Origin of the sequence: Sanyastnella coralliicola (genome assembly GCF_030845195.1) — a bacterium.
Taxonomy (GTDB): Bacteria; Bacteroidota; Bacteroidia; order Flavobacteriales_D; family Sanyastnellaceae; genus Sanyastnella; species Sanyastnella coralliicola.
Map to the genome: position 1 here is coordinate 3,640,827 of NZ_CP132543.1, position 14,813 is coordinate 3,655,639.

Here is a 14,813-nt window from a genome sequence, read left to right on the forward strand (position 1 = left end):
CGTGAAACGTCAAAAACTAAAAGGTGCGCAAAGTTAGGCAGTAATCCTCTTTACTTCGCATAACTGTTTGATCAGCTGGAGTCTTGTCTTTGTATCCCATCAAGTGAAGTACCCCGTGAATAATCACCCTGTGCAGCTCGTCGGTCATGGTTGACCCACCACTTTTAGCGTTGTCTTTCACACGGTCAAGAGAGATAAAAAGATCGCCTGAGACGAGGGTGTCTTCAGTGTAATCGAAGGTGATGATATCAGTGTAGTAATCGTGATTCAGATGCTCACGATTCATGTCAAGTAGGTAGTCATCGCTACAGAAAACAATGGTGATTTCACCTACCTCATGGTCGTGTTTTTGGATGCAATCATTCACCCAGTTTCTAACAGAGCGAAGCTTACGTAGGCGATAGGAAGTGTCAGCGTTCGTGAACGCAATTGAAGAATCAAGCAAGAGCTTCGAATTCGAGTTGAACGAGCTTTCCGTCATCGTGGAACTCGCAGTGATCAGCGAGGTTTCGCATCAAGAATACACCACGTCCGTTAGGCTTCTCACGATTCTCTGGAGCTGTTGGATCAGGAAGATTGTCGTAATCAAAACCAGGACCTTCATCTTCGATAAAGAAACGAAGAGTCTTTCCGTCGATCTCGTAGCGAACCATAACTTGCTTCTCTTCGTCAAGTTTGTTGCCGTGTACGATCGCATTGTTGACCGCTTCTGTCAAAGAGATCAAGATGTTTCCATAGTGATCTTCTGTGACCTTGAAGTTCTCAACGACTTGATCGATCAGCTTTTCTACGATAGCAATGTTCTCGGTCTGAGAAGCAAAGCGCACTACATTTCCGGTCTCCGGTGTGGTCATTGAACGTCTGTAATTAGCGATCCAAATTATTAAAATAATCGTTGACTTTCTCTTTGTAGTACGGTTTCAATGAAGGTGGCACTGTTCGTAACAGCTCAATCTCCTTCTCTTTCTTACGCAGATACTCTTCCATAGAGTCTGGCTCACCTTTCAAATTCTGGTCTCCAGTGCGTGATTTACGCTTCTCTTCTTCTCCACGGGTACGCTCTGATTCTTCTGCTTTTAGCAGTCGAATCAGGATGTCTTGCTGACGCTCGATGGTCTGTTGATCAATCTGCTTGTTGACGATGTCTTCTTCGATCTGCTCCATTTCTTTCGCGATCTGCTTAAAGCCATTTCCATTGCCACTTCCATCTTCATTCAGCTTCTGGCCCATCTGTTCCATCATCTGTCGAATAGCGGCCTGTTGAGCGGCCATTTTAGCGAGCTCTTTGCTCATTGGCTTCTTGCCATTTTCTCCTTGGCCATCTTTACCACTCTTGCCCATCTGTTCCTTCATTTGCTCTAGCTGCTTCGATAGCTGCTCTTGCATCTTCTTCATCTCTCCTGCCGATGGAGATGGCTTAGGTTGACCGTTTCCACCAGGCTTCTCACAGTTCCCTTGTCCAGGCTTTTGACAAGACATTTGATTCTGCATTTGCTGTAGGGCTTCATCGAGCAGCAATGCCAAGTTGTTGAACGAGGTCATCACGTATTGCTGGTGCATGGTTACCTCTGGGGTGTTGCGCTCACCTACTTCATCGAGTGCATCTCCCATGTGGCTATTGACCAGGCCAATTTCTCTGTTGACGATAGGTGCTAATTGCATAATACGCATGCTCAACGCGTAGAGTGAATCCTCCACCATTTTTGCATCGTCTTTTAGCTTGCGCTGCACTTGTCCGTACTGCACATATTTCGGGTCGTTCTTATCAACTACTTTGAAGTCGCCCATCAAGCCTTCTTGATCGAACGAGAGGGTAATGATGTTCTCCAACAAAGCCCGAAGAGCATCCATGTCTTCTTCCATCTGTTCAGACTCACCGCTTTCCATGGCCATCTCCATTTGTTGGGCCATTTGCTCCATCTGTTCACCTGCATTCTGCTGAGAATCAGAGGCTTTGTTCTTTTTATTCTTGTCTAGCTGCTCAGAACTTTCCTGCATTTCCTGTTCAATGCTCTCCTGCTCTTCTTCCGTATCAGGCATCGCGTTCGGATTTTCGAGGTCTTGGTTCATTTCCTCGAGCTTATCCATCTCTTCTTTGAGCTCTTCAAAACGCTCGTTCAATTCGTCTTGCTTCTCCTTAAGTTCTTCGCTATCAGCTTCTTTGTCTTTGCTTTCTTCAGCAAGCTCTTTCTGATCCTCAGCAAGTTCTTTGAGTTCGTCAATGGTTTCTTCCATCTTCTGTTCGAACTCTAATTGCTTGAACTGTTCTAAGGCACGATCGAGTTCTTTTTCCAAGTCCTCAGCGTCCATATCCATCTGCTCCACCTGCTCTTGAAGCTCTTCTTTGTCGAGTTCCTCCATGAGCTTTTGGATCTCATCGTAGAGCTCTTGAAGCTCTTCGTTCATCACTTCATTCATCAACTCTTGAAGCTGTTCTTGCTTCTCCTGAATTGACTCATTCTGCTGGTCGAGCTGGTTCTGGCGTTCGTTCTTTTCTTTATTCTGGCGCTGAATGTCTTCTACTTGCTCCTTTAGCTGCTTCTGCTTGTCAAGGATCTCTTCGAGCTTCTGCTTCTCTTGCCACCCCACCTCTTCTTTTTCAAGTAGTTCACGGCGTAGTTCTTCTAGCTCATCTTGAAGTTCTTTGGCGTCGTCAATGCTCTCTTCAAGCTTGTCTTTAATTTCTTCGTTTTCTTGATCTCGTTCTTCACGCACCTCTTCCGTAGATGGAGCCGCGTATACGCGATTCAGGGTGCGTGTAGACTTAGATCCGTTCACACCGTCGTTGTCCCAAACCTCAAAGAAGTAAGTGATCTCCTCTCCTGCTTGAAGGTTGAGTTCTCCAAGATCCCAGTAGTGGAAGAAGCCATCAGCTGTTCCTTGTGGGCGCGCTAGATCTACACGCTCGTACTCATTCAACGGACGATTTTCATCTTCACTCGCAACAAACGCGTAATTGAACGTCAATCGACGGAATCCGTAATCATCTTGCACATCACCGGTGAAGAAGAGTTGCTTGATCGCAACCGAGTCACGTTCTTCTTCAACCTGAATCACCGGGTAGCGATCAGGGGTTACTTGAAGACGGTATTGCATGCTGTCACTGACACCAATCAGTTCGTTTGATGGTGCAATCGTGTAGTTCTGACTGTTCGTTGCAATATGGCTAGCGCCGAATGCGTCTCCTCCAATTTGACGAAGCTTCATGCTACTGTCTGCAATGGACAAAAACAGCTCTGTGGTATTCTGTGTGTTGAAGTTCCAGCTCACTTTTGTTCCGGCAGGAACGCTCAAATCACCTGCGTTACGCAGTGTTTCGTTGCTTAGGCCGGTATAGTCTGGGTAATCAAGACTAACGTCGAAATTCACCAATACCGGACGCGCCAATACTTCCAAGGTGTATGGACCGAACTCAAATCCATCCGCTACCAACATGAACTCTTGTGTAGCGTCTAGGTTGCGGAATTCGTAGGTGAAATCTGTTCGACTATCGTTCGAGAGCTTGAACTTATTTCCGCTCAAATCGATGTATACTTTTTCAGGAACGACCTCTCCTTCTGCCGAAACCTGAAGGGTAAAGTCTGTGCGTTCAGGAACACTCAATGCCTCGTTGCCAATGATTAGATCAAATGGCGCTTGTTCTACGATTTCTTCGTCGTAGCGAAGAATACGGTCAGTAGAATCAGTGATAAGCGAAGGAGCGGCGAATAGGAGAATGATCAATACCGCCAATGGAGGCAGCGCATACTTCAAGTACTTACTGTTTTCACGGAAGTCGATAGCAGACGAGAATGGAACCGGAGAAAGTTCTTCCATTCGCTGATCAATACTAGCGGCCAACAGGCTGTCAGAACCTGATATACCGTGCTCTTCTTGAAGCTGAAGCGTATTGAGAAGTTTGTCTTTTACATCCGGGAAGTGATCACCAACAATGATGGAAGCTTCTTCGTACGAGATGGTTCTTCCCATCTTGAACAGCTTCAACAGTGGAATCACCACATAGTATCCAAGGATAGACAGGCTCGTGATGGCAAGCCCCCAAAACAACATCGTTCGAACGTTGCTGTTGAATCGCCCAAAGCCTTCAAACACGGTGACGAACAGGTAAGTACCAACGATGATACCCACACTGTACAGCAAACCGCGAAGAATGCGATTGGTATAGTATTTCTTGATGAACGCGTCGAGTTTGTTCAGCAAGAGTGAATTATTCTTCTCTGACATTTCCGTTTCTCCAAAGCGAGGAAACAATTCCCCACGTTAAAAATACGGAAACAAGGCCCAGTAAGTTCACAGAAATCTCATATGGGCCTCCTTTTGCAATTATTTAACGCTGAATCAGCACCCTGGCGGTAAGAACGGAGTGGTCTTGCGCAAGGCGAACGAGGTAGTGACCATCACTCAAATCAGAAACATTGAACACGCTCAGACCTGTTGAGTTGATTTGCGCGTTTCGCACCACACGTCCTTGATTATCAAACACTTGCACGTCCCAAATGCCGGCCGGCACTTCTAGATTCAACACGTCTTGCGCAGGGTTTGGCCAAACCTTGATCTTCGCCATGTCGAGATCAATGACGCTCACCGGCACGGTAAATACTTCTGCGGACACCTCACAGCCGTATGATGTCGTAATCGTTACACCATAGTTCCCAGGCACTGCGTTTTCGAGCACTGGTCCTTCCTGCCCTGTTACTTCGAGGCCGTTAAAGAACCAAGTGTAGCTATCGAAACCACCAGCCACGGTGAGGGTTGAATCCCCATTGTCAAAGACAATTGAGATTTCAGGACACTGTACGTATTCCTCAGACCAGGCTGAACATCCGTAGATGTTTGTGACCTCGCATTGATAGATACCCGGTGAGCTGAGAACCAACGAATCTTGTGCACCTGTCTGAACGGTATCGCCGAACAAGGTCCAAACGAATGTGGCAAACTCTTCGTTGTCGTAGTCAAGTGTTGCCGGGTCTTCAAGTATGGAGAATGTAGGGTCAGGTATCGGGAAAACAGTGACCGTTTCCTCGTTAGAGAAAACAGTAGTCACCTCTAAACTAACATTGATTGAACCTTCATTTCCACCGCCGTTGAAGGCTTGATCGCCCGTCTGAATTTCAAAAGAGGCTGAGCCCAGCGCATCATCATCAGAGCCAAATAGACCGCCTGAGTCTTGGTCAAACCAAGCGATGGAATACGGAGGGTTGTTCAAGATCAACCCAATATTACTCCAGGTGCCGGTGCCTTGGTCTTCAATGGCGCTCGAGGTATAGACCGGAGCGTTGTTTCCATCGTAAATGATGAAGTAGGGATCAGGATTGAAAAGTGCTTCCGAGAGTTCTTCAACATCTCCTCCCCATCCACTGGAAAGCTGTGACAACACCACTGAATTCAGGGTGTAATCTTCGATCGTCGTTTCTAAAGTCACGGTGTACTCACCAGCATCATTGTATGATTGCACAGGAGGTGTAGCCACATTTCCGATGTTCCCGTTTCCAAAATCCCAGTCGTAGGTAGTGACTCCTGGAGCCCCGTCAATCAAGGCTTCAAACGCTACATCTAGCGAACCGCAGCCAAAGAGGTCATTGTAAGTGAATGAGGTATTGCCCCCTTCACCAGGCAGCACATTGAGCGGGAGCGCAAAGCCTTCTTGCACTTCTTGTTCGAAACCGAAGGCTGTCACGACAACGGTTACAGAAATGTTGACCAGGTATTCACCCGGAACCAATGGGGTTCCGCAAATGGTAGCACAACCGTAGTTCTCTCCTTGGCTAGGAAAATAAGTGTTGTCAGGGCTGTTGGCTTGCCACTCGATACCGAAAGGAGTTCCCGTTACGCTGGTGATGGTCACCTGGTTGAGCTCAGCTTCTAATTGAGTATCCGGATCTACTATCTCTGAAGGCAGGTAGAAGGTCAATACGGTTTCGTAATAGCTTCCCGCGGTAGCGTCAGGTAATACCAAAGGACAAATCGTTGGGAACGCGTCTTCAGAAACACACATTTCATCAGGCATACAATCAGGACACTGCGCTTGAGCAAACACCACTAAAACGGCGAATAGCAAGGTATAGAAGAGCTTCATAAGTTGGTTTTGGACACATCAAAGTAGCCAAATTTCCTGAGCTGTGCTTTCCAGAATGCCAGGGATTTAACTCTGACTTAATTCGTAAACCGCAGAACCGTATTACCTTCGCAAGTCCGAAAAATGCTAAATACCCTAATATGCGTTTGTTAATCACTCTCTTAGCGATGGTTTCGCTGTCACTCAACGCACAACAGGAGATCAATCTGAACACCTTTGCAACGCAAGGCGTTGATGACACCGTGGTGATCAATGAGGTTGACTCTGATAGTCCTGGTACTGATGTGTTAGAATTCATTGAACTGTATGGTCCAGCCAGCTTTCCTCTTGATGGATATGTGGTGGTACTGTACAACGGATCGAGCGATCAGAGCTACGGAAGCTTTGATCTTGATGGTATGTCTTTAGACGAAAACGGATTCTTTGTTTTGGGTTCTGCTGCAGTACCAAACGTTGACATGATTATCAACGACAACACGCTTCAGAATGGTCCGGATGCGATTGCCTTGTACCAAGCGAATGGCGATGACTTCCCAACGAACACCGCAATTACTTTCGACAACCTCGTTGACGCGGTGGTTTATGAAACCAACGATTCAGATGACGAAGGATTACTCGCACTATTGAATGAAGGCGAAGGTCAGGCGAATGAATCGGCGAACTCAAACTCAGGTGGCGATGCGGTTGCTCGAATCCCTGATGGTGGAGCGCCGTTCATTACAAGCACCTATGTAGCTCAGGAACCGACTCCTGGCTTTACCAACGAATTGCAATGTGACGGAGGAAGCATTGGCTTCGAAGGAATTGAAGAATCAACAACAGAAATCTGTGTTGATCAAGAACCATCTATTCTTGAGTTCAACTTCATGAACACCACGCCTGATGCAGATTACTACTTCGTCTTGGCGGATGAGAATAACAACATCATTTCTATCCTCCCTGGAAGCAGCTTTGATTTCCTTGGGCAGCCAGAAGGCGTAAATCACGTATGGGGTCTTTCAGCTATGGGAGCGCTTGATGAGGAAACAACAGGAGCTGGCTCTCCCGTTGAAGGGCTTGACGCGGCAATGTGTGCCGTTCTTTCAACCAACTTCTTGACCATTAACAAGGTGAACTGCATCCCACCAAACTGTGATGGAGGAACCATTTTCGTGAACGGTTCAACAGAAGGGGTGGCGATTTGTGTGAACGGATTCGAAACGGTTGTTCAGATTAGCCAGATTACTGACACCGAAGAGCAAGAGTACCTGTATGCACTCACAGATTTCTTCGGAGAGATCATAGAGGTATTTGATTTTGACGAGTACGATTTCGGAGGCTTTGACCCAGCGGTCTGCCTTCTTTACGGAGTGGCTTACACAGGAAACCTTGACACCGAGTCGATTCAACCCGGTGAGCCAGTAGGACAGATTTCTTCTGACGACTGTGTTTCAATTTCTGAAAACGCGATTGAGATCAACAAAGTGTTGTGCTCGGAAGACATTGGTTGTTCTGACCTATTCTTCTCAGAATACATTGAAGGAAACTCACAGAACAAGGCGCTTGAGATTTACAACCCAACACCTTTTACGATTGATTTGAGTGCTTACTCGGTATCAACCTATAATGACGGATCGATTGTGGCGGTAAACACCCTGAACATGTCAGGTATGCTCGAGCCAGGAGAGGTGTACGTTATCGGAAATTCAAATGCGAACCCACAGATTACTGCGGAGTCAGACATCTTCAACAACGTGACCTTCTTCAACGGAAACGATGCCATCGTGCTTCGCAACAACGGAGTAGAAATCGACATCATCGGAATCGTCGGAGAAAACCCAGGAAAGGCCACACCATGGGAAGTAGACGGTGGAGCAGGAAGCCTTGGAGAGCACACGATCGTTCGCTACCCAACGGTAACAGAAGGGCAAACAGATTGGGACATCGCTCAAGACGAGTGGCAAGCCTACCCACAAGACACTTTTGGGTTCTTGGGAGATCACACCGTGGTTCCATGTAACTACCCAGAAGTACCAACGCTAGGATTTAGCACGGCGAACATCAATGTGGTCGAAGGGAATTCAGTGACGGTCACTGTAAACATCGCCTTCCCGATTGCGGAAACAGACGTTCAGGTAGTATATGCTGGAGGTTCAGCGACAGAAGAAGTAGACTTCGAAAATGAGATGCCGGTGGATATGACCTTCCCAGAAGGTGAATTCGAAAGCATGAGCTTTACTTTCAACACGATTGACGACCTAGAATTAGAAGGGGCAGAAGACATCATTATTGAACTTCAGGAAGTCAGCGAAGCAGAGTTTTTGATTTCTTCTTTGATTGTAACGATCCTTCCTTCTGACGACATCATTCCAGTGTACGACATTACAGAGGTTTCAGGAAATAGTGAAACCTTATCTGCAGATTCTCTTGGTGTTGTTTGTGAACTTCGAGGCATCTCACATGGCCTGAACACCAATCCTGACGGGGTTCAGTTCACTTTGATTGATGACACGGATGGAATCAATGTGTACCACCCTGAAAACAATTTCTCGTACGATGTGGCAGAAGGTGACAGCCTACACATTATCGGAACCATTGATCAATTTAGCGGGTTAACGCAGATTGTTCCTGACACAATCATCCTCATTGAAAGCGGCTTGGATTTATACGAACCGCAACTCGTGGATGAGCTGAATGAAACGACAGAGTCAAACATGATCCAATTGAAGTGTATGGAGATTGTAGACCCTTCTGAATGGACGAATAGCGAACCAGGGTTTAGTGTAACTGTAACCGACGGTAGTGACGAGTTCGAACTCCGAATTGATGCGGATACAGACATCTTCGGTACTGATGTGCCGGAAGGGGTGTTCTCCATCTTTGGTATCGGCGGTCAGTTTGATTCAAGCGAACCGTTTGATGATGGTTACCAGATCTTACCACGTTACTTGGCAGATTTGAGTACGCCAGTATTCGCGTCATTCGACGCACCCGCAACGGCTGAGGTAGGAGAGGAGATCTCTTTCGCGAATATGAGCGAAGGAGCAGCGAACTACCTATGGGACTTCGGTGACGACACCACAACCCAGGAAGAAGGGCCGAGTCATACATATACGGTTCCTGGAACCTACACCATAACGTTGACCGCTTTCGATAGTGAAGGTATTTGTCAAGACCAATTCACCTTCGTGATTGAAGTAGGGATCGATAGTGTAGATGAACTCGACGCGTTGGAGTTGATCGCCTACCCGAACCCAACGAACGGACAAATGACCGTGAAAGCGAATACGAGCATTGACTTGATCCGTGTTTTTGACGCCACAGGTCGCGTAGTGGTGCAAGAAGCTGGAGCAGGCAACATGCTTGTGAATCTTGACCTAAGTCAACTAGCCCAAGGCAGCTACACCATGGAAGTGAACGCTGCTGAGCATAGATCGGTGATGCGCATCATGGTGAAGTAAGAAAAGATTGCATTCAATGAAGCCCTGCAATCGCAGGGCTTTTTTGTTCCTTCTATTGTGGAAGTCTGACAATTAGATTTCATTTGATGAAAATTCCGTCATGCTGCGCAGAATACTCGGTTTCTTTCTGAACGGGATCATTTTCATTGTTCCCATCGCCATTACGGTGTTCATCATCTATCGACTTTTCGTTTTCCTTGATGGGCTTTTGCCTGTAGAAAAGCAGTTCCCTGGTTCTGGGTTAATCATTCTTGTAGCTGTTGTTACCCTGATTGGTTTCTTGGGATCAACCTTCGTTGCCACTCCGATTCGAAACTGGTTCAATTCCTTGATTGATCGGATTCCTTTGGTGAAGACCTTGTACTCTTCCATTACGGATTTACTATCGGCTTTTGTTGGCCAGAAGAAACGATTCAACCAGCCGGTTTTAGTCAAGCTTTCGAGGGAGTCAGAACTCGAACGCATCGGCTTTGTTACCGATGAAGACCTATTGCTTTTGGATAGCCCAGAAGGGAAAGTGGCGGTGTATTTCCCGCATTCCTATAGCTACACAGGCAATGTATTTATCGTTCCAAGATCCAACATTACACCGATCGACAAGAACTCATCTGAAGTAATGAAATACATCGTGTCAGGTGGAGTTGCTGAAATAGACGAAGAACCATGAATTCCCGCACGAAAAATCTGTTGTTGATGCACGTGATCGTGCTCATCTTCGGCTTCACTGGAATCTTAGGAAAGTTGATTTCGATTGATGCGGTGCCCTTGGTTTTTTGGCGATGCGCCATAGCTGCCGCCGCACTTGGATTGTTTCTCGGGTTCAATGGTAACATGAGGAGATACGAACCCAAAGTCGTTCTCCAAATGGCCGGTATTGGATTGGTGGCAGCTGCTCACTGGATTACGTTTTTCGCCGCGATCAAAGTCTCGACTGTATCGGTTGCATTAGCTACTTTGGCGTCTTCAGCGCTTTTTGTAAGCATCTTCGATCCCTTGGTCACCAAACGAAAACTTGACTACCGAGAGATTATTCTAGGGGTACTGGTGATTGTTGGTTTGATCTTCATCTTCAGCTTTGAAACGCAGTACAAGTTGGGGATTCTATTAGCACTGATAAGCGCATTTCTCGCGGGAGCATTTAGCACCTTCAACGCGATCCAAATCAAACATCGAGATGCGGTAAACATCAGTTTCTATGAGATGCTCTCGGCAACGATCGGTGTATTGATCTACTTATACGCCACCGGAGGAGTGAATGAGGAGCTCGTAGAATTGAGCCGTGAAGATTGGACATGGTTGCTTCTATTAGGAACCATTGCCACCGCGTTCGCCTTTGTGATCAGTGTTGAGGTGATGAAGGTGCTTTCACCGTTTACTGTAGCCCTCACGATTAATTTGGAACCCGTCTACAGCATCTTGCTTGCGCTGCTCATATTCGGTGAAGAAGAGAAAATGACTTCGGGGTTTTATCTCGGCGCCATTATCATTTTGGGCTCGCTATTCGTTGACGCACTCATGAAAAGAAAAGGGTCTGAGGCGAAGAATGACATTGGGACCTTAGACAGCGAAGAAACGGGCGGCTAAATCATCAGCAATCATCCAAAAGGGTTCCGCTACACGGAAGCGATTTTCTTCACGAATTATTTGACCTCGCTCTAGCGCCTGTTTCCACTCTTTGGGTTCCACCATTGAAGGGTTCGTTCCGAAGTGTGTATTCATTTCTTCCAAGTTGATGCCGCGTGCTGTTCTGAGACCGGTCATCAATGACTCATTGTATCGATCAAGAGGGGAGAGGTCTTCGGTTTCAAAGTACGGCGCGTCTTGAAGGAGCGCATTGATATACTTGCGGTTGTGACTGACGTTCCATCGGCGTTGTCCATTCACGAATGAGTGAGCGCCAGGACCAATTCCGAGGTAGGGCGTGCCTTCCCAGTATGATGAGTTGTGTTGAGCTTTATGCTGATTTCGAGCAAAGTTCGAGATCTCGTAATGCGAGAATCCATGTTTTTGAGCGAGTGAACAGAGTAGTTCATATTCATGCGCCAACTGTACTTCTGGTGCGATGGGCGCCTTGCCCTTGCGCACTTGATGTCCGTAGGCCGTGCCTTCTTCTACGGTCAAAATGTAGGCTGAGAAGTGATTGATGTCTAAGCTAAACAGGTGGTTGAGGTTTTCTTCCCACTCTTTTCCTTTCCACAAGGGAACGCCATAGATCAAATCGACGGTGAGCGAATGAAAGCCGGCATTTGTAGCACGGTCAACAGCACGTAAGGCTTCTTCAGCATTGTGCGCTCGGTTCATCCACTTCAAATCGCTATCGCGGAATGACTGGATTCCGATAGAAAGGCGGTTGATTCCTGCTTCTTTCCACGCGGCCAACTTCTCTGGAAGCAAGTCGTCAGGGTTGGCCTCTAAGGTAATTTCAGCGTCAGGGTTCAGGGAAGCGTTCGAGCGGACAAAGTCGATGAACTCCCGAATCGAGTTTGGAGACAAGATGCTTGGTGTTCCTCCTCCGAAGTAAATGCTGTTGATGCCGCCCTCGGCTTCATCTATGCGCAGGCGAAGTTCCTTAAGCATAGCGCGCTGCATATCCTCAGCAGTATCCATGACAGTGCTGAAATGGAAATCACAGTAGTGACACGCTTGTTTGCAGTACGGTATGTGCAGATAAATTCCCGCCATTATTCTAATTCGCTCAAGACCCCTTGAAGTGAAGGGTTTTCTTCGTTTTCAAGCAGGCGTGCATGCAGTTCTCGAGCGTCTTCCAAGACGGGATTATCTACGCCCTCCACAGACATTGATTCCAAATGGACGATCACTGCATTGAGTAATCGGTAGTTTGAAACATTGACCCACCAAACACCAGGGTCCGCGGAAACTTCTTCAACCAATGAAAGGGCTGATCGACAGGTTTCGGCATTTTGGGTTTGTAGGTAAGCGGCGTACTGCTGTAGTAAGCCGTACTTCATGAACGGCGACTTTTCTCTGATTTGCAGCTCAAAGAATGATTGGTGTGAAGGTTCGCCAGAGGCAATATACACTTCGGCGATAGCCTCAAGAACATCACTAGACTCAGAACCAGCCATGTCATTCGCATAGCCAACGGCTTTTTCCATATTGACACTCGCCAACGCCTCGAGGGACGCTGCATTGATGAAGTAACTGCGCTCTTTCTCGATACCCGCGATGAGGTCAGCTTCTGTGATAAGCTCAGGAGCATCTTCAGCTAAGAAGCGAATGGCACGTGATCGCGTGCTCGTTTTCGGATCGTTTTGAGCAATCAACTGAATTTCCTTCAACGCCATATCCGAAATGGTGTCTAATTCTGAAAGAAGGCTCATGCTCTTCGATCGAATGTACCAATGAGGATCGCTTAGCGCGGCCTCCAGAATCATGGCGTGTTCTTGCTTTGGATCCTTATCAATGTGTTCCAAGACTTCCAAGCGGTGACGGAAGTCGCCTCCTTTCATGAATTGTTTAGCCCACCAGTCTTCAGGTTTGCGGTCATCCCTTTCACAAAGCAGTGCGCGGTTCGCGTCAACATCAATCCAACTCGGCTCTTCGCTCACGTCAAATCGGAAAACTTCTTCTTCTTGAGAGACCATGATTTCATGACGAACAACATCATCTCCGTAGTAGATGTCCAATTGCACAGGGAAGCTGTACAATGGATTGTTATCTAGGTTTTGAGTCTGCTCCACGACCACTTGCATTTGCTTGAGCGAGTCATCGTAGAAGTAGCTGTAAGTCAATTCAGGGTGTCCTGCCTGGTAGAACCACTGGTCAAAGAACCAGTTGAGGTCTAGTCCGGTAACATCTTCAAATGCATGACGCAGCTTGTCGGCTTCGGCATCTTTGAAAGCGTTCTCTTTGAGGTAAACATTGAGCGACTTAAAGAAGGCGGAATCACCCACTGTGCGACGAAGCATATGTAAGATGCGCCCTCCCTTATTGTATGAGTGCGCGTCGAACATATCCTCCTTATCGTCATATTCAAAACGAATGAGTGGAACGCGCTTCGTACGCGCTTCATTGATATAACCACGCTCACTTTGCCAACCGCGGAAGTCAGCCTCGTCTACTCCGTTTTTGTATTCCGCCCATAGGTACTCACCATAGGTGGCGAATGACTCGTTCAGCGGAAGGTGTGACCAGCTTTCACAGGTCACAAGATCACCGAACCAATGGTGGAACAGCTCATGTGCAATCACGTCTTCATAATCATAGTCGAGCAGCTCGCGGTCTGTTTGATTTAGGAACTCACCGTGAATCACCGAGGTGGTGTTCTCCATGGCACCAGAAACGTAGTCGCGCACGATGATTTGAGAGTATTTATCCCAAGGGTACTCGTAATCGAGCACATCGCTATAGAACGTCAGCATTTCTGGGGTGTTCCCGAAGATGTTATAGGCGTAATTAGCATAGTCACGCTCGACATAGTAATTCACAGGGATTTCTGCGCCATTGGCCTTTTCCCAGCTGTCATGCGCAATGATGAAATCTCCAGCTGCCATCATCGCAAGGTAAGGAGGGTGAGCGAGGTCCATCTTCCAATAATCAGTGCGCGTGTTGTCGGCGTTGAAGTTGCTGTAGATGAGCGTCCCGTTCGATAGCGTTTGGAACTCTTTGCGCACAGTCATGAAAATTTCTTGTGTCATGCGCTCCGCAGGGGTATCAATGGTGGGGAACCATACAGAACTTGACTCCGTTTGCCCTTGGGTCCAGACTTGGGTTGGCTTGTCTACTTCGGAGCTATCAGGGTTGATGAAGTACAGCCCTTTCGCATCGGTAATGGCTGCGCTTCCTTGCGCTTCGAATTCATCCGGTTTAGCAACGTAATCAATGCGCAAGGTGTATTCTTCGAATCGACTGTATTTCCGCGCTAGCGAAATGTCAAGGAACAAACCGTCATACTCAAAAGTCAAAGGCGTTTCCACAGAATCTAGAAGAACCACGCTGTTGATGTCCATGCCTTTGGCATCGAGAATCAAGCGATCAGAAGGGTAGAACCAAGGTTTCAGCGTGAGCTCAGCCACCCCGTTTAGGTAGCGGTTTTGCCAATCGAAACTAACGTCGAGACGTGTGTGAAGAAGGTCGTGCACCTTCTTTTCGGTTGGACGAAGCTCACGAGGCTTTTCAGGGGTGATTTCTATTTCATCGAGAACGATCTCAATGGGTTCTGGAGCTGTAGTTTCACGGATGACACCACAGGCTGCCAGCAAGAAACACAGAGATAGGGGAAGGATAATTCTGATCATAGATCGCGTTCTATGAGTACAAACATCGTTAATCAGCGC

At 47.2% G+C, this 14,813-nt stretch carries 9 protein-coding genes; 3 read left to right on the top strand and 6 right to left on the bottom strand.

Annotated features, from left to right (window positions below):
* Positions 1 to 16: 16 nt before the first annotated feature.
* From ybeY to RA156_RS15090, 4 genes are all read right to left on the bottom strand, one after another.
* Positions 17 to 445 (bottom strand): rRNA maturation RNase YbeY, encoded by a 429-nt coding sequence (gene ybeY / locus RA156_RS15075; RefSeq protein WP_306641267.1) that lies wholly within the window; start codon positions 443 to 445, stop codon positions 17 to 19.
* Positions 438 to 854, bottom strand: coding sequence for an ATP-binding protein (locus RA156_RS15080; protein ID WP_306641268.1), 417 nt, complete (start codon positions 852 to 854; stop codon positions 438 to 440). The genes ybeY and RA156_RS15080 overlap by 8 nt, the downstream gene beginning before the upstream one ends.
* 13 nt (positions 855 to 867) lie before the next feature.
* Positions 868 to 4,200: a DUF4175 family protein gene (locus tag RA156_RS15085; RefSeq protein WP_306641269.1), complete on the bottom strand. Its 3,333-nt coding sequence runs from the start codon at positions 4,198 to 4,200 to the stop codon at positions 868 to 870.
* Positions 4,201 to 4,327: 127 nt separating this feature from the next.
* Positions 4,328 to 6,076: a T9SS type A sorting domain-containing protein gene (locus RA156_RS15090; protein ID WP_306641270.1), complete on the bottom strand. Its 1,749-nt coding sequence runs from the start codon at positions 6,074 to 6,076 to the stop codon at positions 4,328 to 4,330.
* 140 nt (positions 6,077 to 6,216) lie between these two features.
* Between RA156_RS15090 and RA156_RS15095 the strand changes: the two genes are divergently transcribed.
* The 3 genes from RA156_RS15095 to RA156_RS15105 all read left to right on the top strand — a co-directional run bounded on the left by RA156_RS15095 (position 6,217) and on the right by RA156_RS15105 (position 11,100).
* Positions 6,217 to 9,516 (top strand): lamin tail domain-containing protein, encoded by a 3,300-nt coding sequence (locus RA156_RS15095; RefSeq protein ID WP_306641271.1) that lies wholly within the window; start codon positions 6,217 to 6,219, stop codon positions 9,514 to 9,516.
* Between the two features lie 100 nt (positions 9,517 to 9,616).
* Positions 9,617 to 10,183: a DUF502 domain-containing protein gene (locus RA156_RS15100; protein ID WP_306641272.1), complete on the top strand. Its 567-nt coding sequence runs from the start codon at positions 9,617 to 9,619 to the stop codon at positions 10,181 to 10,183.
* Complete coding sequence (locus RA156_RS15105) at positions 10,180 to 11,100, top strand: DMT family transporter (protein WP_306641273.1); 921 nt, start codon at positions 10,180 to 10,182, stop codon at positions 11,098 to 11,100. The genes RA156_RS15100 and RA156_RS15105 overlap by 4 nt, the downstream gene beginning before the upstream one ends.
* Here the strand turns inward: RA156_RS15105 and hemW are convergent.
* Both hemW and RA156_RS15115 read right to left on the bottom strand, forming a co-directional pair.
* Positions 11,074 to 12,198, bottom strand: coding sequence for a radical SAM family heme chaperone HemW (gene hemW / locus RA156_RS15110; protein ID WP_306641274.1), 1,125 nt, complete (start codon positions 12,196 to 12,198; stop codon positions 11,074 to 11,076). The two genes, RA156_RS15105 and hemW, sit on opposite strands and share 27 nt — an antisense overlap.
* Positions 12,198 to 14,774, bottom strand: coding sequence for a M1 family metallopeptidase (locus tag RA156_RS15115; RefSeq protein ID WP_306641275.1), 2,577 nt, complete (start codon positions 14,772 to 14,774; stop codon positions 12,198 to 12,200). Before RA156_RS15115 ends, hemW begins: the two co-directional genes overlap by 1 nt.
* Positions 14,775 to 14,813 lie beyond the last annotated feature (39 nt).

What these genes read in the sequence shown, in the direction of transcription:
- RA156_RS15080 (WP_306641268.1), bottom strand. Translation starts at nt 854, where the DNA reads ATGACCACACCGGAGACCGGAAATGTAGTGCGCTTTGCTTCTCAGACC.
- RA156_RS15090 (WP_306641270.1), bottom strand. Translation starts at nt 6,076, where the DNA reads ATGAAGCTCTTCTATACCTTGCTATTCGCCGTTTTAGTGGTGTTTGCT.
- RA156_RS15095 (WP_306641271.1), top strand. Translation starts at nt 6,217, where the DNA reads ATGCGTTTGTTAATCACTCTCTTAGCGATGGTTTCGCTGTCACTCAAC.
- RA156_RS15100 (WP_306641272.1), top strand. Translation starts at nt 9,617, where the DNA reads ATGCTGCGCAGAATACTCGGTTTCTTTCTGAACGGGATCATTTTCATT.
- RA156_RS15105 (WP_306641273.1), top strand. Translation starts at nt 10,180, where the DNA reads ATGAATTCCCGCACGAAAAATCTGTTGTTGATGCACGTGATCGTGCTC.
- hemW (WP_306641274.1), bottom strand. Translation starts at nt 12,198, where the DNA reads ATGGCGGGAATTTATCTGCACATACCGTACTGCAAACAAGCGTGTCAC.
- RA156_RS15115 (WP_306641275.1), bottom strand. Translation starts at nt 14,774, where the DNA reads ATGATCAGAATTATCCTTCCCCTATCTCTGTGTTTCTTGCTGGCAGCC.